Origin of the sequence: Phytohabitans houttuyneae, assembly GCF_011764425.1 — a bacterium.
Classification (GTDB): domain Bacteria; phylum Actinomycetota; class Actinomycetes; order Mycobacteriales; family Micromonosporaceae; genus Phytohabitans; species Phytohabitans houttuyneae.
In genome coordinates this window covers 1,192,437-1,211,189 of the sequence record NZ_BLPF01000002.1, presented here as the reverse complement: position 1 = coordinate 1,211,189, position 18,753 = coordinate 1,192,437, and the positions used below count along the sequence as shown (strand labels likewise).

At 72.7% G+C, this 18,753-nt stretch carries 16 protein-coding genes; 6 read left to right on the top strand and 10 right to left on the bottom strand.

The window, feature by feature from the left end; all coding sequences use genetic code 11:
- Positions 1-375 precede the first annotated feature (375 nt).
- Positions 376-3,018: a hypothetical protein gene (locus Phou_RS28950; RefSeq protein ID WP_173061484.1), complete on the bottom strand. Its 2,643-nt coding sequence runs from the start codon at positions 3,016-3,018 to the stop codon at positions 376-378.
- A gap of 72 nt (positions 3,019-3,090) precedes the next feature.
- Here Phou_RS28950 and Phou_RS28945 point away from each other — a divergent pair, with 72 nt between their 5' ends.
- Entirely contained in the window at positions 3,091-5,016 is a 1,926-nt protein-coding gene (locus Phou_RS28945) for a S9 family peptidase (RefSeq protein WP_246273931.1), read from the top strand.
- A gap of 40 nt (positions 5,017-5,056) precedes the next feature.
- On the opposite strand, the gene Phou_RS28940 is transcribed toward Phou_RS28945, so the two are convergent.
- Complete coding sequence (locus Phou_RS28940; protein WP_246273930.1) at positions 5,057-5,818, bottom strand: glycoside hydrolase family 6 protein; 762 nt, start codon at positions 5,816-5,818, stop codon at positions 5,057-5,059.
- A gap of 483 nt (positions 5,819-6,301) precedes the next feature.
- Here Phou_RS28940 and Phou_RS28935 point away from each other — a divergent pair, with 483 nt between their 5' ends.
- Complete coding sequence (locus tag Phou_RS28935; protein ID WP_246273929.1) at positions 6,302-7,534, top strand: vanadium-dependent haloperoxidase; 1,233 nt, start codon at positions 6,302-6,304, stop codon at positions 7,532-7,534.
- A 24-nt stretch (positions 7,535-7,558) separates the two neighbouring features.
- Here the strand turns inward: Phou_RS28935 and Phou_RS28930 are convergent, their stop codons facing one another.
- From Phou_RS28930 to Phou_RS28910, 5 genes are all read right to left on the bottom strand, one after another.
- Positions 7,559-8,053 (bottom strand): YcxB family protein, encoded by a 495-nt coding sequence (locus tag Phou_RS28930; RefSeq protein WP_173061478.1) that lies wholly within the window; start codon positions 8,051-8,053, stop codon positions 7,559-7,561.
- 26 nt (positions 8,054-8,079) lie between these two features.
- Positions 8,080-8,787, bottom strand: a complete 708-nt coding sequence (locus Phou_RS28925) for a DUF4386 domain-containing protein (protein WP_173061474.1) — start codon at positions 8,785-8,787, stop codon at positions 8,080-8,082.
- A 113-nt stretch (positions 8,788-8,900) separates the two neighbouring features.
- Positions 8,901-10,892 (bottom strand): bifunctional polysaccharide deacetylase/glycosyltransferase family 2 protein, encoded by a 1,992-nt coding sequence (locus Phou_RS28920; RefSeq protein ID WP_246273928.1) that lies wholly within the window; start codon positions 10,890-10,892, stop codon positions 8,901-8,903.
- A gap of 184 nt (positions 10,893-11,076) precedes the next feature.
- Positions 11,077-11,751, bottom strand: coding sequence for a hypothetical protein (locus tag Phou_RS28915; RefSeq protein WP_173061471.1), 675 nt, complete (start codon positions 11,749-11,751; stop codon positions 11,077-11,079).
- A 56-nt stretch (positions 11,752-11,807) separates the two neighbouring features.
- Positions 11,808-12,776 (bottom strand): GlxA family transcriptional regulator, encoded by a 969-nt coding sequence (locus Phou_RS28910; protein WP_173061468.1) that lies wholly within the window; start codon positions 12,774-12,776, stop codon positions 11,808-11,810.
- Positions 12,777-12,872: 96 nt separating this feature from the next.
- Here Phou_RS28910 and Phou_RS28905 point away from each other — a divergent pair, with 96 nt between their 5' ends.
- Together Phou_RS28905 and Phou_RS28900 are read left to right on the top strand one after the other, a co-directional pair.
- A complete protein-coding gene (locus Phou_RS28905) occupies positions 12,873-13,529 on the top strand; it encodes a DJ-1/PfpI family protein (RefSeq protein WP_173061465.1) in 657 nt (218 codons plus the stop codon).
- A 12-nt stretch (positions 13,530-13,541) separates the two neighbouring features.
- Positions 13,542-13,856 carry a hypothetical protein gene (locus tag Phou_RS28900; RefSeq protein ID WP_173061462.1) on the top strand — a complete coding sequence of 105 codons (315 nt, stop codon included), beginning with the start codon at positions 13,542-13,544 and terminating at the stop codon, positions 13,854-13,856.
- Position 13,857: 1 nt separating this feature from the next.
- On the opposite strand, the gene Phou_RS28895 is transcribed toward Phou_RS28900, so the two are convergent.
- Together Phou_RS28895 and Phou_RS28890 are read right to left on the bottom strand one after the other, a co-directional pair.
- Positions 13,858-14,745, bottom strand: a complete 888-nt coding sequence (locus Phou_RS28895; protein WP_173061459.1) for a hypothetical protein — start codon at positions 14,743-14,745, stop codon at positions 13,858-13,860.
- Positions 14,745-16,328, bottom strand: coding sequence for a hypothetical protein (locus Phou_RS28890; RefSeq protein WP_173061456.1), 1,584 nt, complete (start codon positions 16,326-16,328; stop codon positions 14,745-14,747). Before Phou_RS28890 ends, Phou_RS28895 begins: the two co-directional genes overlap by 1 nt.
- 152 nt (positions 16,329-16,480) lie before the next feature.
- Between Phou_RS28890 and Phou_RS28885 the strand changes: the two genes are divergently transcribed.
- Positions 16,481-17,365: a fructosamine kinase family protein gene (locus Phou_RS28885; RefSeq protein WP_246273927.1), complete on the top strand. Its 885-nt coding sequence runs from the start codon at positions 16,481-16,483 to the stop codon at positions 17,363-17,365.
- A 20-nt stretch (positions 17,366-17,385) separates the two neighbouring features.
- Here the strand turns inward: Phou_RS28885 and Phou_RS28880 are convergent, their stop codons facing one another.
- Positions 17,386-17,949, bottom strand: coding sequence for a DUF4760 domain-containing protein (locus Phou_RS28880; RefSeq protein ID WP_173061453.1), 564 nt, complete (start codon positions 17,947-17,949; stop codon positions 17,386-17,388).
- Between the two features lie 159 nt (positions 17,950-18,108).
- Between Phou_RS28880 and Phou_RS28875 the strand changes: the two genes are divergently transcribed.
- A complete protein-coding gene (locus Phou_RS28875) occupies positions 18,109-18,723 on the top strand; it encodes a class I SAM-dependent methyltransferase (protein ID WP_173061451.1) in 615 nt (204 codons plus the stop codon).
- Positions 18,724-18,753 lie beyond the last annotated feature (30 nt).

Here is an 18,753-nt window from a genome sequence, read left to right as displayed (position 1 = left end):
CTCGCCGAGTACGTCAGGAAGGTCTTCCCGGCGTTGTACACCGCGTACGAACCTTCGTTGACCGCCCCGCCCTGCCGCTCCCACGACAGCGTCGGTGACGAGATCCGACCCCGATGCGGGAGACCTGGATCGGCGACGACATCGGGGTGATGAACAACCCCCTTTCCCCGCCCCGGAACGCGGAGTAGACGAAGTGGTTGACCCGGCCGTTGAACCGGTCGTCTCCGCCGCGGTCTTCAGCCCGGCCATCCTCGACGACGTGAGCATGACGATCCGCGATGACCACGTCGTGGCCGCGACGGCGACGGTCAGCAGCCGCCGAGCCGCCTTCGCTCTGCGCGGTCGGCTACGCCGGCCGGATGGGGACGCCGTCGATCACGGGCCGGTCCCCTGCGTCACCGTGCCGGGGCGGGTGTCGTCAGGGCCGAGACCGGCCTCCTGCAAGGCAAGCGGCAACACACCCGCGATCACCGCGGCCACGACAGCGGCCTGGGCGGCCACCAGCGCGGAGAGGCCGGCGAGCACGACCCGCTTGCGGTGCAGCTCCAGCAGGTGCCCCCAGCCGAGGCCGAGCCGCTTGAGGATCAGCACGTCGCCGGCGACGAGGCCGAGCAGAAGCGTGAAGAGGGTCAACTCGAGCGTCCAGCGCAGCAGGTTGACCCAGAGGTCGCTCTGGTCGAGCACCGCCCGGTACGCCAGCAGCGGCACCACCAGCGTGACGAGATATGCCAGCCCTTTGAAGATGCCGTTGCGCCCCCGGATGTACGGGTAGAAGTAGCCGAAGAAGAACCCCATGATCGGCCACTGCAGCACGACCCATGATGTCGTCCCGACCAGGTCGACGAGGTGGAAGCCGCCGGTGCGCCACCCGCTGGCGGTCTCCCACGAGTCCAGCGCGATCCACGGCGACCCGAGCAGCAGCCCGTAACCGGCCGCCGCCCACCCGTGCCGCCAGCCGCCGATGCTCAGCGTGTCGCGCATGCCCTCGGCGGTCGCGCCCTCCGGCACCCGGGTGGTGAGGCCGGCCGGCGTGACCGGGACCGCCGCCTCCAGCTCCCGGTAGTCCTTCATGCGTTGCACGACGTCGACGTTCGCCGCGCCGGCAGCGCCCCGCAGGTCGGTGACAACCTCGGCCCGCGCACGCTCGGCGGCGCGGTCGAAGGTGGCGAGGCGCACCGCGATGCGTGCCGCGCGCAGCACCAGATGGTCGTCGTCGGGTGGCCGCGCGGGCAGCAGCACCCACCAGGTCATCGCCGCGCCCACCGCGACCGACACCGGCAGGTAGAAGAGCTGCTCGGAGGTCCAGTAGAAGGTGAGCACCGCGAAGCACAGGCCTGCGCGGCGCATCAGCCGGTGGTCGGCGAGGGGAAGGGCGCGCAGCACCGCGAGGAGGGCGAGCAGGCTGGCCCAGTACACCAGTGACTGCACGAGGTCGACCTCGGCCAGCAGCGACCACACCGTGTACGCGAAGCCCGGCGCCGGCGTGAGCAGCGTGTGCAGCGCGTCCGCGGCGGCCCACACGCCCACCGCGGCAGCGACCGCCACCACGACGGCGTGGCGGAACCCGGACAGCCGCAGCCGCACGACCGCGACCAGCAGGGCGCCGACCACCACCAGGTAGAGCCCGAAGTACGCCCACTCGCTCACCCGGGACGCGTAACCGTACGGCTCCGCGTACAGCTCGCCGAGCATCAGCACCACGGCCGCCACGGTCGCGGCACCGGCGACGGCGTGCCCGGTGGCTCCGCGCAGCACCGGCGCCGCGAGCAGCCGGAAGCCGGCGAATATGGCCAGCCCGAGGCCGGCGACCACCACCCGCGCCGGCGGATCCGGCACCCCGGCGGCCAGCGCCACGGCGGCGATGCTCACCCCGGCTGCCGCCGGCGCGGCCAGCAGGTAGAGGTGCCGCCGCCGGCCGGGCACCACGCGGCCGCCGCCGACGAAGAGCGCCACCGGCCAGCCGACCAGCACGGCCACGGCGGCGAGCACGATCGCTGAGGTGCCGTTGTCCGGTGCCCACCAGTCGCCGTCCGGGCCGGCGGGCGACCAGGCCGCGATGGCACCGGAGCGCCACAGGCCGTACCAGTCGGTGATCGTGAGCAGCACCGCGGCGGCGCCGCTGACCACGTAGAGGCCGAACCCGGCACCGGCCAGCCGGCACAACCGGTCGATGCCGGCCGGCGGCCGCTCGCGGCGGACCGTGCGCAGGTACCACCACAGCACCGCGAGCGGCGCGCCGGACGCGAGCCCGCCCAGCAGCTCGTCGGCAACCGTCAGCCGGGTCTGCGCGAGGTCGGCGACCGCGAAGGCGCCACCCCGGTCGCGCAGCAGCAGCACGAGCGGGTCGCCGCCCCGGTCGAGCTCGACGCGGCCGGCGTGGTCGGTGCGAGCCCGCTCGCCGTCGGTGAAGAGCACATCCACCCCGGACACCACGACCCGGTCGCGGGTCGGGCCGCCGTCCTCCGCGGTGCTGACGACCAGACGGTCGCGGTCGAACGCCAGCGCAGTCGGGTGCGCCGGGACGTGGACGTGCGCGAGGTCCACGCCGTACTTGGCCGGGCAGTCGCCGGCGGCCATGGGCTGGATGGCTGGCGGATGAAAAGCGAGATTCCAGGTGTACCGCTGGGAGTCGTGGCCCGGGTCCGGCCAGGATGGCAGCGTCCCCTGCACGGTGCCCAGTTGGGTGGCGACGAACGCCGCGACGTCCGACTCCGCCTCTCCACGGCGCACCCGCTCGACAAGCGGGTGCCGGGCCGGGAGGTAGAGGTCGTAGTGGGCGCGCAGCTCGGTGCCGTCGACCGCCAGGGTGAGCGTGCGGCAGCCCAGCTCCCGGTCGGCGTACACCGCGTACGCGCCCGGCGAGGCGTGCGCGGGCCGCTCGCGCACCGGCGGTGTCCACGATGGATAGCCGCTGTCGAGCAGCAGCCCGGCCAGCACGTCGAGCGCGGCGACGACAAGCACCAGGCCGGGGACGACCGCCGCCCACCGCGCGGCCGGCGCGCGCCACCGTGACAACACCCGCACACGATAGGCATCCGACCGGCTCGCACCCGCGCAGCTTCCGCGTCGGATACCCGATACTGTGCCCCGGTGGACCAGGTAAAGCTCACCGCCGAGCTGGTGGTCGACGGTCGCGTGCCGCAGGCGTTGGCGCTGTCGCCGGACGGCAGGTGGGTCGCCTACGTGGTCACCCCGGCCGGCCGGGCCGGCGACCACCCGGTCAGCGAGCTGTGGGTGGCCGCCGTCGACGCCAACAGCGCGCCCCGGCGGCTGGCGCGAGGCGAGGCGTACGACTCGGCGCCGCGATGGTCCGCCGACTCGCGGTCGATCTACTTCCTGTCCGACCGGGCCGAGCGTGGCACGGCACAACTGCAGCGGGCGGCACTCGCCGGCGGCGCCGTTCGGCCGCTCACGCGCTGGGCCGGTGGGGTTTCCGGGCACCTCCCGCTGGCCGATCCGGACCTGGTCGTGGTGATCGCGGCGGACGAACCGTCCGATGAGGACGAACGCCGGGTCAGGGAGCGTGACGACGCGCGGGTGTACGGCGAGCGGGTACGCCCGGACCGGCTGCGGCTGCTCGACGTGCGCAGCGGCGAGGTCCGGACGCCGCGCGCGTTCGGCGACCGCCATGTCGTCGAGGTGGTCCAGCGGCCCGGCGACGGGATGCTGGCGGTACTGACCTGGTCCACGCCGGACATCGACCCAGGCCTTGTCGAGCCGGGTCTGCACCTGCTCGACCCGGACACCGGCGCGGCGCGGGATCTCGGCCCGGCAGCGGCGGGCGCGTCGTCGCTCGTGTGGTGGCCGGCGTCCGACGGCTGGCACCTGGCGTATGTCGCGAAGACTCCGCCGGCTCTGGTGGGCGGGCAGGCGGTTCTCGATGTCGCCGTGCCCACGAACGGGCCGGTGGGCGAGCACCGCAACCTGACGGCCGGCATGACCGCCTGCCCGAGCGAGCTGGTCCAGGTCGGTGCCGGTCCGCCGCTGGTCCTTGTCGCGGACGGGCTCGACACCGCCGTCCACCGGCTCGATCCGGCCGGCCCCCACCTCGTCGAGGCGTACCGGGTCGACGGTCTCGCGACGTCGTTGACCGCCAGCCGGAACGGCGACGCCGTCGCGGTGGTGCGGAGCACGTCCTACCGGCCCGCAAACGTGCACGCCGGCCCCACGGGCGGGCCGCTGGCGTGCCTGACCGACCTGCGACCCGAACTCCGCGACGTCCGGTGGGGTGTCCAGGAGCGCCTGTCGTACGAGGCCGCTGACGGGCTGCCACTGGACGGCCTGCTGATCCTGCCCGCCGGCCAATCCCGCGAGGACGGGCCGTTTCCGCTCGTGACGCTGCCTCACGGCGGCCCGTACGACCGGCACGCCGACCGGCTCGCACTCGCCTGGCACCCGTCCGGGCAGTGGCTGGCGGCGGCGGGCTACGCCGTGTTCCTGCCGAACCCGCGCGGCGGCAAAGGGCACGGCCACGACTTCGCGGCACGCGCCGCCGGCGCGGTCGGCCTCGACGAGTGGACCGAAATCGGCGCCGGCATCGACCTGCTCGTCGCCGGTGGCGTCGCCGACCCCGACCGGCTGGGCATCGGCGGCTGGAGCCACGGCGGCTTCCTCGCCGCGTGGGCGGTCGGGCAGACCGACCGGTTCAAGGCCGCCGTGGTGGGCGCCGGCGTCAGCGACTGGGGGATGCTCGCCGCCACCGGCGAGGAAGGGCCGTTCGAGGCCGCACTCGGCGGCAGCGACGGCTGGGACGGGCCGGGTCCGCACCGCCACGACCGGCTCAGCCCGATCTCGTACGCCGCGAGGATCAACACGCCGGTGCTGATCCTGCACGGCGAGGGCGACACAAACGTTCCGGTGTCGCAGGCGCAGTTCCTGCACCGGGCGCTGCGCAGGTTCGGCGTCGAGCACACGTACGTCGTGTATCCCCGCGAAGGCCACTCGATCCGGGAACGCAACCACCAGCTCGACGTCCTGCGCCGCACGCGCGCCTGGTTCGACCGCTGGCTCATCTGACCCGGTGTCCGGCCCGCTGACCGGCGAGCCCGCGTGAGGCTCAGCGCTTCGCCGTCGCGAGCTCGTAGGCGCGCTCGGGGACGAACCGGCCGGCGCCGCCTATGCAGCCGTCCGACTCACCGGGCAGCTTCACCCAGAGGAACGCCGCGATCTTCGCGTCGCCGGTGGCCGTCGTGGTCGGCGTGCCGATGGCCCGGCCCTTCGGGTCGCACCACTCGTCGCCGAGCGGGCCGTTGCCGTTGCGGCTGGTGTCGACGACCGCGCGCAGGGCGGCCACGCCGATCGTGGCGAGGACCCTCTTCGCGTACGCCACCTCGTCGCGGGTGGACCGGTAGTTGGAGACGTTGGTGGCGATTCCGTCCGCGCCGCTTTTGACGCCGGCACCGACCAGGCGGCGGGCGATCTCGGCCGGGGGCAGCCAGTTGGAGTGGCCGGCGTCGAGGTAGACCTTCGCCCGCGGGGAGGCGGCCTTGAGCTTGCGGACCGCGTACGCCATCGACTGCTGCACCTGCCCCTGCTGCGCGGCGTCGAGGCAGTTGCTCATCTGCGGCAACACGTCGGGCTCCAGCACGACCGTCGCGGGGCGCCCGGCCAGGCCGGCGGAGACCTGGTCGATCCACGCGCGGTACGCCGCGTGGCTCGGCATGCCGCCCGCGCTGGCGCCGCTGCAGTCGCGGTTGGGGATGTTGTAGACCACCAGAATCGGTGTACGGCCGGCGTCAGCCGCAGCGCCGACGTAATCGTCCACTTCGGACCGTACCGAGTCGGTGTTGTCCCGGGTGAACCACCGGCCCTGCGGCACGCGCGCGATGCGGTCGCGGATGACGGCAGCCCGCGGATCCCCGGGTTGGCGGCGACCCAGACGGCGGCCGCGGTGTCCGGGTCGACGTAGAAGAGAGAGCCCGCCGCGGTCGGGGCCGGCGTGCTGGCCGGCGCGCGCCGCGGCGCGGCACTCGTGGGCCCGGGCGCGGCCGCCCGCGTGCCGGTCGGCGCCGGGCTGCCAGCGGGTTCGTCGGGGGCGAGCAGCGCCACCGCCAAGCCGGCGACCGCCACCACAGCAGCGCCACCAGCGGCGATCCACCACCGCGCGGCCCGATCCATGACACCTCCACACCTTGTACCGGTGACCCTGAATACGTACCCAGCCGGCGCACGGATCAGCGGGCATTTTGACTGCCGCGGTGCAAGGTCAAGCTACGGATGGCGCCAAACCTGCGGCGGGCGGTTGAGTCGATCGCGATGGCTGTCGATAGATGGGCCAATGCGGTTTTCTCCCATCTGTGCGGTGGCCGTCGCGGCCGCCGTCGCCGTCACGTCCGCTCCCGCGTCCGCCTCGCCCGCCGCGCCGAGGGCCGCGAACCCGGTCGTCACCTGGGACCTCAACACCCAGACCGCCGTCTACGACGTCGCGCGGCAGCAGCCCTGGGTGCAGTCCCGCAGCTTCGCGATGGTCAACGGTGCGGTCTTCGACGCCCTCAACGCGATCGCCGGCACGCCGTACCAGCCGTACCTGGGCGCCCCGGCGGCCAGTGGCCGGGAGTCGACGGACGCGGCCGTCGCCGCCGCGGCGTTCGGGGTGCTCGTGAGCCTGTTCCCCGAGCAGGAGCAGAGACTGCGGGAGCAGTACGACCAGTCGCTCGCCGCGGTCCCCGACGGCGCGGCCGAGCGGGGCGGTGTCCGCGTCGGCAGCCAGGCGGCCAGTCGCATGATCGCCGCACGCCGCGACGACGGCGTGGGTGGCGGCCAGACGTGGGTGATCGGCACCGAGCCGGGCCAGTGGCGCCCGACCCCGCCCACCTTCGCCTCCGAGGGCGCGTCGGGGGCGCACCTGAAACCGTTCCTCGTGCCGTGGGTCTCCCACCCGTACACCTCCGGCCCGCCGGCACTGGCCAGCGACGAGTACGCGCGGGACGTCAACGAGATCCAGCAGGTCGGCTCGCTGGCCAGCACGGTACGCACCGCCGACCAGACCGAGGCGGCGATCTGGTGGCACGACCGGCGGATCGTCGAGTGGTACATCAAACGCCAGCTGGCCGAGACCGGGCGGCTGAACCCTCTGCAAACCGCCCGCATGTTCGCGATGGTCGACGTCATCGCGGCGGACACCGGGATCGCGTGCTTCGCGGCCAAGGCGCAGTGGAGCTTCTGGCGGCCGGTCACCGCGATCCGGGAGGCCGGCACCGACGGCAACCCGGCCACCCAGCCCGACCCGGAGTGGACGCCGCTGCTTGTCACGCCGCCGTTCCCGGACTACCCGTCCGGCCACTCCTGCGCCACCGGCGCCCGGATGAGCACGCTCGCCGCGTTCTTCGGCCGCGACACCATGACGTTCAGCGCCTACAGCGCGGACGCCGACGCCACCCGCACCTTCACGAGCTTCTCCCAGGCGCTCACCGAGCTCGTCCAGGCCCGCATCTGGGGCGGCATCCACTACCGTGACGCCAGTGAAGACGGTGCCACCCTCGGAAAGGCGGTGGCCCGCTACGGCGTAGCCCGTTTCGCACGCCCGCGCCGCTGAGCGTCGGCGGGCGCGCCGCCGGTCTCAGGACTTGAGCAGCCCTCGCCCGGCCATGAAGGTGCTCAGGGTTTCGGCGTCTTCGGCGGTCATGAACTGGCGCGGGATCACGGTCGCCGGCATCCGTCCGACGTAGACGATCCAGAAGTCACCGGCGTCGACGACCCGGGAGACGCCGTCCCAGGCGATGCCGCTGGACTCCGAGCCGCTGTACATCATGATGTTGTCGTCGGTGATGTCGTAGCCGCCTTCCACCGCGTAGCGGCTGGAGCGGCGCCGGGCCCTGGACCGCACCCACGGCGGAAACAGCATGGACAGCACTCCGCCCAGGGCCAGCGAGAAGCACAGCACCAGGATCCGATCGCCCCACTCGACCAACCGCGAGACAACCAGACCGACCGCCGCGAGGGCCAGCAGCACAGCGCCGACGTAGCCGTACCTGCGCTGCCGAGCCCTGCTCAGAACCGCGGCCACCCGGCCCGGATAGTCCGGGTCAGCTGGGATGTCGAATCGGATACGCACGCCAGAACGATAGTGGCCGCGACGCTTCAGCCCGCGACCGGCGTCGGCGTGCGAACGGTTGCCGGCGCCTGGTCCAGTGCCCGCCGGCGCACGCCGTGGACGAGCAGGTAGCCGACCATCCAGAACTCGCCCACGGACGCGGGATAAGCGAGCGCATCGGCGACGACGTGCGCGTCGGCGACGAGGTACTCGACAAACGCGCCGATCACGTACCCGACACCGCCGGCAACCAGGATCCAGCCAAGCGCGCGCGGCATCCACCCCGATCGCAGCACGCACCAGCCCATGGGGATGAGCCACAGGCCGAAGAACAGTGCGCCCACTCCCCACAGGCCGTCGCTGACCAGGTACAGGATCTGGACGTTGGCCGCCGCGTCGCCGACCGGGTCGACCGACACCCCGACCGCCGTGGCCAGCAGTGCCGCGCTCATCAGGCCCACGACCGCGTTGACCAGGCCGAAGGCGGCGATGCCGCCCGCGGCGAAGGAGTCGACGGTGCGAAACAGCCGGTAGAACCAGGCGGCGGTGAGGGTCTGCGTGACGACCATGCCCAGCTCCAGGGCGACGCCGGCGCGGGCGAGCGACTCGTGCGCGACGAGGTTGGCCAGCGTCGCGTCGGCGTCGTCGGCCGCGAAGAGCTGCGGGCGGACAATCAGGTAACCGAGCACACCGGTGATGGCGACACCGAGGTAGAGCAGCCCGGTCATCCGGGCGGTACGAGTCAGCGCGTGCATCGTGGCCCCTTCTCGATCCGGGCGAGGAGGATCCGCCCGACCCATGTACAAAAAACTTGACATGTCGAAGGTAAAACAGCGCCGACATTGTGTCAATAATTCTTAACCTCGGCCTACCTGCCTCCGGTCGTCGTGGCAAGGCCGGTGCGGTGCAGCTTGTGCCAGCGCAGGCGGGCGCCGGCCAGCGCGGTGGCGGCGGACTGGGCGATGACCAGGTACATCAGTTGCCGGTAGGCGAACTGCTGCAGGGGAAGCGTCCACAGTGGGCGGAGGCGTTCGCCGTCGAGGCGGAACGCGATCGCCGCGGAGGCGAACTGCAAGCAGAGCATCGCCAGCCAGGCCAGCGCGGTGTGACCGCGGTCGAGGAAGACAAGACCGTAGACGGCCAGCAGGTCGATGACCGGTGCCAGCAGGGGAAGGATTACACCGAACAGCCCGAGCAGGGGAAGACCGACCCGGCCGAACCGGCCGGAGGGACCGCCGTCGGTGATCGCCCGCCGATGTTTCCACATCGCCTGCATGGTGCCGTAGCTCCACCGGTACCGCTGCTTCCACAGCTGCGCCAGGGTGGCGGGTGCCTCGGTCCACGCGCGGGCGTCTTCGGCGTACACGATCTTCCAGCCGGCCCGGCAGATCGCCATGGTCAGGTCGGTGTCCTCGGCGAGGGTGTCGGTGGACAGGCCACCCGCCTCGGCGACGGCGGTGCGGCGGAACGCGCCGAGGGCACCGGGCACGGTCGGCATGCAGCACAGCAGCTCGTACAGGCGGCGGTCGAGGTTGAAGCCGATGACGTACTCGATGTGCTGCCAGCAGGCCACGAGGCCGCGCCGGTTTCCAACCTTGACGTTGCCGGCGACCGCCCCCACGCGCGGGTCGGCGAAGGGCTGGACGAGGCGGCGGATCGAGTCGGGTTCCACAACGGTGTCGCCGTCGACCATGACGATGAGGTCGTGGCTGGCGGCGGCGATGCCGGCGTTGAGCGCGCTGGGCTTGCCACCGTTGTCCTTGCGGATCATCCGTACGCCGGGCAGGTCGAGGGCCTCGACGACGCCCGCGGTGCCGTCGGTGGAGCCGTCGTCGACGACGATCACCTCGACGCGTTCGTGGTCGCTGCCGACCAGCGAGCCGACCGTGCCGGCGATCCCTTCCCGTTCGTTGAAGGCGGGCACGATCACCGATACCGGCTCGGTGACCGCCGGCGTCCAGGACCACCGGTGCCGCGGCGGCCGGCGCGTGTGGCGGACCGCGACGACCAGGGCCAGCACGGTACGCCCGACGGTGAGCAGGCCGGCCGCCAGGAACAGCACGGTGAGCAGGATGAGCAGCCCGTCGGCGACCTGGACGGTCCAGACCAGCGCCGCGCCGCGCCATCGCTGCCCCGCGGTGGCCGGCGGGTTCGGCTGCAGCGCCGGTACCTGGTTGGCGGCGTTGCTGAAGGCCAGCCGCAGCCCTTCGGTGACGGTGGTGAACCGGTAGCCGCGGGCCTGCATCGCGGGGATGAACGCGTCCAGCGCGGCCACGGTCTGTGTGCGGTCACCGCCGGCGTCGTGCATCAGCACCACCGCGCCCTCACCAGCGGGTGGGGTGGCTTGCCGGACGATCGCCTCCACGCCGGGTCGCGCCCAGTCCCGGCTGTCGGTGTCGTTGACCACGACCACGTAGCCTTGCCGGCCGGCCTCCCGGATCATGGTCCACTCGGCGTCGTCGACCGCCTCCGGCTGCGAGGAGTACGGGAACCTCAGCAGGCGGGTACGTACGCCGGTGGCGTGCGCGATCGCCAGCTGGGTCTGCGCGTACTCCAGCTGCCGCCGCCACTCCGGCAGTCTGCCGAGGTAGGGGTGCGTGAACGTGTGCACCCCGAGCTCGTGGCCGTCGGCGACGAGCTGCCGCGCGAGGTTCGGGTGGCGGGCCACCTGGGCGCCGACGACGAAGAAGGTCGCGTCCACACCGTGCCGGTCCAGCACGCGCCGTACCTGTGGCGTCCACTGTGGATCCGGCCCGTCGTCGAACGTCAACGCGATCGTCTTCGAGGGCAGCCGGTACGAGCGCGACCGCTCCCCCGCGGCGCTGATGACCGGACCACCGCCGGTGACGGCCTGCGGCACGCCGCCACGCGCGCCGTCGCCGCCAGCGCCCTGCGCGTCGGGGTGAACCGGGTGTCCGCGTACGCGTGCACCAGCAGCACGGTCACGAACATCAGCAGCAGCACGGCGACGACCATCCGCCGTGGCCGGAACACCCGCCGGCGGGCCGGCACCGGCCGCACCGGCGTGGGCGGTGCGGCCGTGTTCACCGGGACGCCACCGGGCGCGGGCTGGGCCGCCGGCCCTCACGTGCGGTCGACTGGCTCGACTCCGGGGTTTCCGAGGCCGCGGCGGCATTGTCCGCGCCGGCTGCCGGTGACTCGGTGGGCGCGGGGTCCGGGGACGGCTCGGACCGCGGAGCGGCGGTCTCGCTGGTCGACCCGGCCGGCTCCGCCGGTTCGGCCGGCACTGTCTCGTCCACCGGCTCGGCCGGCTCCGCCTCGGGCGAGAGTGGAGCGTCCGCGGGTGCGGGTTGGGCCACGCCATGCTCCAGCGCAGGGCCGACCGCGGGGCCGGCGCCGGCCAGCGTCGTCAGCACCGCCTGCGCGGCCGGTGACGAGGCGGGCAGCGGTGAACGCGTTTGTACCGGCACCGCCTGGTCCACCGCGACGCGGGTGTCGGCCGCGGCCTCGGGCTCCGGCCGCGGTGACGCGGTCTTCGCCGGCGTGGGCGTCGACGGCGCGGCCTCCGGCCGGTCCAGCAGGTCGGGAAGCGGCAGGAGCGCGTGCGGGTCGATCGGCCCGCCGGAGAACCCGGCGCCCACCAGGCCGGTATAGACCAGCGAAGCGGTACCGAACAGGTAACCGACTCGGCGCATCCGGCGGCGACGCCGTCCGGTCGCGTCCACGAACACTGGGGAAAGGGGGTTAGACTCGTCCATATCGGTAGGTTAGTGATAAAAGAGACGAACAGGGCTTTGCCACACCGGACGCCGGCCTACGCGGAGGTGGATCCCGCGCTCGGGAGCTGAGCGCGGAAGGTGTTGCGGTACGCCTGCGGCGCCACCCCGCTCAGCCGCTTGAACTGGAGCCGGAACTGTGCCGGTGAGGCGAAGCCGACCAGGTGGGCGATCCGGTCGACGCCGTGGTCGGTGCTTTCCAGGAGCTCCTGCGCCCGGCGGATGCGCCTGGCGGTGACCCACTGCATGGGGGTGTGGCCGGTCTGCTCGTGGAAGCGCCGGTTGAGGGTGCGCACGCTGAGGCCGGCCTCGGCGGCGATGCCGGCCAGCGTCAGGTCCTCGTAGGCGTGGACCTCGAGCCACCGCAGGACGGGGTCGAGGCCGGCCGCGGTGGCGTCCGGGCCGGGGCGCACGATGAACTGCGCCTGCCCGCCATCGCGGTGCAGCGGGGCCACAGCCTGTCGCGACGCGTCGGCGGCGACCGCGGCGCCGTAGTCGCGGCGCACGAGGTGCAGGCACATGTCCACGCCCGCGGTCGCCCCGGCCGAGGTGACGAACTGCCCGGTGTCGACGTAAAGCACGGCCGGGTCCACGTCCACCGCCGGAAACGCGGCCCGGAACCGATCGGCGGCGGCCCAGTGGGTCGTGGCCCGCCGGTGGTCGAGCAGGCCGGCGGCCGCGAGCGTGAAGGCACCCACGCAGATCGAAGCGATCCGGGTACCGGCGGCCGCCGCGGCCCGCAGGGCGTCAAGTGCGGCGGCGGGCACGGGCGCGGTCGGGTCGTACCGGCCGGGCACGATGACCGTGCCGGCACTTTCGATGGCGTCGAGGCGGTGGTCGACGGCCAGGCGAAGTGGGCCGGCATCGACCATCGGCTCGCTGCCGCAGACCTGCACCCGGTAGCCGGGGCCGCCATCCGGCAGCCGCACCCGGCCGAGCACCTCGATCGGTGTGGCGAGGTCGAACGCGATCGTGTCCGGCAGCGCCAGGACAAACACGCTGTGCACGGGCCGGGTGCCTCCTGAACTGCGCGGCAAGAAACAGTCGGACGATGGCAATCATGCCACTGGCCGCGGTCACCGCGCGCCGCCGAGGATTGCGGTGTGCTGGTGCAGATCGTGTTGTACGACGGGTTCGACCCGCTCGATGTCGTCGCGCCCTTCGAGGTCCTCGCGGCCGGCGGAGACGCGGCCGCCGGCGCGGTCGAGGTGGAGCTCGTCTGCGCGGACGGCCCCTCCGAGGTGGTCAGCGGCACCCGCGGCCTGAGCCTGCGGGCGGCGGCGCGGCTGGATCCGGACCGGCCGGGCTACGTCGTGGTGCCCGGGGTCAGCGGCCCCACGGTCGGCGACCCCGACCAGGGCGCGGTGACGATCCCCGTGCTGCTGGCCCGGTTCGCCCAGTCACCGGCGGTACCGCTGCTGCGCGCCGCCCTGGCCAACCCGGAGGTGACCGTCGCGGCCGTGTGCGGCGGGACCCTCGCCCTGGCCATGGCCGGCCTGATCGAGGGACGCCACGCCGTAACCCACGTGCTCGGCATGGACATGCTCGACGCGACCGGCGTCCGCGCGGTGCCGGCCCGCGTCGTCGACGACGGCGACCTGATCAGCGCGGGTGGTGTCACGTCCGGCCTCGACCTCGGACTGCACATCCTCGAACGCGAGCTCGGCCCGCGGATCGCGCACGCGGTCGAGACCCTGTTCGAGTACGAACGGCGCGGCACCGTGTGGCGCGACGCCGGCCGCACACCCGTCACGGTCTGAAGGGACGCTGCCTTGCACCCGATCATCGGCACCTGGGACGTCAGCCTGAAGACCCCGATCGGCACGCTGAGCGCGATCTACATCTTCAGCGACGCTGGCGGCGCGCTCACCGGCACCGCGTCAACAACCTCAGAGGCGGTGCCGCTGGCCGCCATCGACTGCGACGGCCCCCGCGTGACCTGGCGGCAGTCCGTGACCCGCCCGATGCGTCTGAACCTCGACTTCGACGTGGTCGTCGACGGCCAGACCCTGACCGGCCACTCCCGCGCGGGCCGCCTGCCCCGCACCGCGGTCACCGGCACCCGCCGGGCGACCCGGGAAGACTGAGCTAGGCGGGGCAGTCGCTCGCGCCTTCCAAGAGGTTGCCGCCCTCCTCCCACAGGCACTTGGCCACGGCCGCTTCCGTGCCGGCCACCCGGAACGGGCGACCGTTGTCGTTGGCGATATAGGTGCCGGTACGGCCCTGCGCCGCCCATTTGATCTCAAGCTGCCAGTACACGTCGTCGCGGGTCGCCTTGCCGATGACGAGGAACGACTCCGCGTCATCCAGCGTGACCCCGTACGGAAACTTGATCGGGCGGCGTTCCTGCGGCGCGGCGTAGCCGATCGCATCCTCCTCGATCTCCGCCTTCGGGGTCGGCGGGTCGGTGTCCAGGTCGACGGCCAGCCACCGGTAGACCTGGTCGCCGCCGCAGCCGACCTGGGCGTGGGTGCCGGCGGGCGGCGGGGCGCGCTTGACCACGACGGGCCGGATTTGATGGAGGATGACCTCCGCGTCACTGGTGCCCTGGATGGTCAGGGTGACGAAGAGCGTGACGGCCGGCAGGCCGCTGGCAGACTCGGCCCAGGCCGGCCAGTCGGGTGTGGTCGCCCCCTCCTTGCGGGGCTTGGGCAGGGCGGCCGGTGCCTGCTCGATGAGCCAGCCGCCGCCGCAGGCGTAGCCGCCGGCCGAGACCGCCACCGTAAACGGCGCATCCTCCGCCGGTGATCCGGAGGACGCGGCTCCGGGGGACGCGGGCGCCGTGGCGCCCGGATCGGCCGCGGGTGCGGCCGGCGAGATGAAGCGGCGGTCGATCCACGTGCCGATGACGCCCACCAGCACGCCGGTCAGTACCACGGTCAGGGTGGTGCCGATCCACTTCGCGGGGCCGGAGCGCCACCAGGGTTGGGCCGGCTGTGCCGCCGTTCGTACGCGTCTTTTCCGTCCGGCCCCCATCAGCAGTACACCTCGCCGGCGTCGACGAACCCCTGCATCGGCTCGGTCGGTCCGATGAGGATCTTCTGCACCGCGTCCGTGCCACCGGTCAGAAAGACGATGGAGTTGCCGGCCTCGTCGACGAAGTAGCCGCGATAGAGGTCTGTCGAGGGCGACACGTACTCGCGGACGGCCGGGCCGTAGGTGGCCCGCAGGTCCTTGACGGGCGTGCCGATACCCATGCCGTTTGCGGTTTTCAGGTCGCCGTCGACGATCCAGATGTAGGACGCGTTTCCCGCCCGGTCCGGGTACACGGTCATGCCCTCCAGCTCGCCTTGCCCTTCCCAGGTCGTGCAGTCGCCGTCCTCTCGTGCGTGCACCAGTCCGGCTCGCTCGGCGCCGGACAAGGGCGCACCGAGTCGTACCGCGCCGACGCCGTCCGGGGTGATCACGAGTGGTGCGGCGGTGGGCACGGGGCGGCCGCGGGGAGTGATGGCGGAGTCGGCGGGTCCGGCGACCGGCGGTGCGTGGATGGCCACCACCTTGTCGGCGAGGTGGGTGCGCTGGCCGCCGCGCTCGCTGTAGAGGGCGCCGTCGGTTTCGATGACCGCGAGGTGGTCGGCGGCGAGCTGGCGCCAGGCGCGGCTCGCGGTGCCTTCCACGGCGACCCAGGCGCCGCCGTCGAGCCGCCACAGGGCGTGCGGGCCCACGGACTCCCGCTCGCTGGAGGGCGACTGGACGCAGCGCCAGCTCGACATCGTCGCGTACAGGCGACCGTCGCGGCCCCACCAGATGTCGTCGACCGAGCGGCCGGCGTCCCGGCCGTCGCCGCCCGCCGCTTTCGCGTCGGTGACCGTCACGAGGCCGTTGCCCGCCAGCAGGTGCACGTCGCGGCGGATGCGGCAGGCGTCGTCGCGATGCTCCACCGTGTACGCCACCGGCGCGTCCCGGTCCACAGCGGACTGTCGCATCAGGACTATCGTCCCGGTGTCGGCCTCGATCGTGTCGACCTTCCCGCCGGCGGCGACGGCCAGCAGGGCGTCGGAGCTGATGGAGGCCGAGGCGACGGTCTCCTGGGCGAGGAAGACCCGCTCGCCGTCGGTGCCCACCGCCGCCGGGTCGAACGCGGCGGGCGGTGGCGGCGGCACGGCACGCGGGTCGACCTGAGCCGCTGTCGTGCCGGGAGCGAGGCTCATCAGCTTTCCGCCGGTGACCCACACGATCCGGCCGCCAGGGCCTGGCGCCGCGGTGCGGCAACCACAGGGCACCGACGTGACCGTGCCGGCCCAGTCGATCGCGACCACCTGTTCGCCGCCGGATCCCGCGCTGACCGCGAAGGCGTACCGCCCGTCGGTCGTCCAGTGCGGTGCGCCGGCGTAGGTGCCGAGCTGGCGGCCGACGACCGTGGCGTCGCGGACCACACCAAGCTCGTGTTCGCTCAGGAACGCGTACACATCGCGCGGAACGTCGGCGGCCGGGCCGTCCGCGGCGGCCGGTGGCTCGTCGCGCAGCAGCCGGAGGACAAGCATTGTCGCGATGGCCACGACCAGCACGGCGGCCACGGCGAGGAGCCTGGTCATTACGCGGCGCGACGGCGGGCGCATGGGCCACTCCCTACCCGGTCGTTCGCTGGAAGAGCGGCGACCGTCCTCATCGGACCGTCGCCGGCGGCGCCCCGGCGGGTGCGGGGTGGGGGCGGGCCGGACCGGTTCCATATGATCTTGCGGACAAGCACCCGGACGGAGTGGAGGCTGTCGTGACGGGTTCGACGGCGTTCCTGCTGGAGCGCCTGCTTCGGGCGAAGATGCCCGATGTCGTCGCCGTGGAGCCGGCGGCGGGTGGTCTCGCGGCGCTCGCGGGCATTGCCACCCGCCGGGGCGCGCCGCCGGTGTTCGTCAAGGCCTTCGCCGACACGCCCGCCGACGACGTCTTCGTGGCGGAGGCGGAAGGGCTGGCCGCCCTGCGCGAGCTCGGCGGCGTGGCGACGCCAGAGGTGATCCTCGCGGACCGGGACCTGCTGGTGCTGTCGATGCTCGCGCCAAGGCCCCGGAGCGAGACGTTCTGGGAGCGGTTCGCGCACGTGCTCGCCCGCCTGCACACGAGCACCACCCATCCCCGCTTCGGGTGGCACCGCGACAACTGGCTGGGCCGCCGCCGGCAGGCCAACACCTGGGACGAGGACGGCTTCGCCTTCTTCGCACAGCACCGGCTCCTGCGCTGGCTCGGGGAGCCCCGCGTCGAGGCCGCCCTCGACCGCGAAGACCGGGCGGCCCTGGAGCGGCTGTGTCACAAGCTGCCCGACCTGCTGCCGGACCGGCCGGCATGCCTGACGCACGGCGACCTGTGGGCCCAGAACGTCCTGGCCACCCCGGACGGGCAGCCCGCGCTGATCGACCCGGCGGTCTCCTACATGTGGGCCGAGGTCGACCTCGCCCACGTGTGGACCACCGCTCCCCCGCCCGAGGCGCGGCGCTTCTTCACCGTCTACGCGGAGCTGACCGGCCTCGACAGCGGCTGGCAGGCCCGCATGCCGATCGTCCAGTTGCGACAGCACCTGGCCGTGCTGGCCCAGTTCGACGACGACTGGGGCGCGGCCGACCAGATCCGCGCCACCCTCGCCCCGTTCCGGACGCTGGGCTGACGGTCGACGCTGTTGCCGGCTCAGGACGGACCTTCCGCAATGGCGGGACGCGACCGGCGGGTCCTTTCCGCCAAGGGGACGTAGGGCGACCGGCTGAAGTTCTTTCGCTGCAACTCCTTGGACAACCACAGAAGTTCGGCGCAGTACCCCTCGTATTCGATCTCTTTGCTCCTGGCCTCGATGAACGGCCGGTAATGCTTCACGGCGTTGATGAGCCGTGGACCGCAGAGGGTGTCCATCACTTCGATGTCGTAGACCCCGCTGGCGACGCCCACGGAAAGGGTCTCGAGGTGGCCGAGGTACTCCTTGAGGGCAGTGACAGCGGCGACGTCGCCGCTGTCGATTCGCGCCAGAAACGCGGCGACCTCCGCTTTGTCCCAGTCGTCGGGGAGCTCTTTTCGCAATGCTGCCCGATGCTCCTGGGTCGAGCCGTACGCGTCGGTGGTCGACTCCTTGCGTCCGCGTGTCAGCTCCCTCTTTTCAGCGTTCCTCGCGAGGGTCACCTGTATTGCGATGAAGCCGATGCCGACGCCGTTGACGATGAGTCCGGCCATTGCGAAGAAAAGCGACCATCCATTGCTCACGCCATCAGCTCCCACACCGGCGCCGCCTCGATAGGAGCAAGTTGTCACAGCGAAAAGATCAACAGAAGGTGGCCCCGCGTCCAATAGCCGACAACTGTCCTCTGTGCACGCTCGGGCGGTGCCCGACTCCCTACCGGGCGCGGCCCGTATAGTCGCGCGATGAACCTGGAGCAGGTGCGGCAGTCGTACGGGTCGGTCGCGGACCTCTACATCGAACTGTTCGGCACGACCGAGCAGGTGCACGCCGATGACCTGGCCTTGATCGGGCGCAACCTGGCAGTCCGGCCGGGCACGGTGCTCGACCTCGGCTGCGGACCCGGCCACCTCACCGCTCACCTGCGCGCCATGGGCGTCGACGCGACGGGCATCGACCTGGTCCCCGAGTTCATCGCCCATGCCAGGACGGCCCATCCGGATGGCGTGTACCGGCTCGGGTCGATGGGGAGCCTCGACGCGGCCGGCGGGTCCGTCGCCGGCATCCTGGCCTGGTACTCGCTGATCCACCTGCCGCCACCGGACCTCGATGTCGTGCTCGCCGAGTTTCGGCGGGTGATGGCCCCGGGCGGCGCGCTGGTGGTCGGCTTCGTCGACGGCGACGAGGTCGAGGCCTTCGACCACAAGGTCGTGACGGCTTACCGCTGGCCCGTCGACGCGTTCTCCGAGCGGCTGGCGCGGGCGGGTTTCACGGAGGTCGAGCGCCTGCGGCGGCCCAGTGACGGCGTCCAGCGGCCGCAAGCCACGATCGCGGCTGTCGCACCCGCCGACCCCGGGTAGCCCGACCGGCTGGCCCCGGGTGCCGGTCGT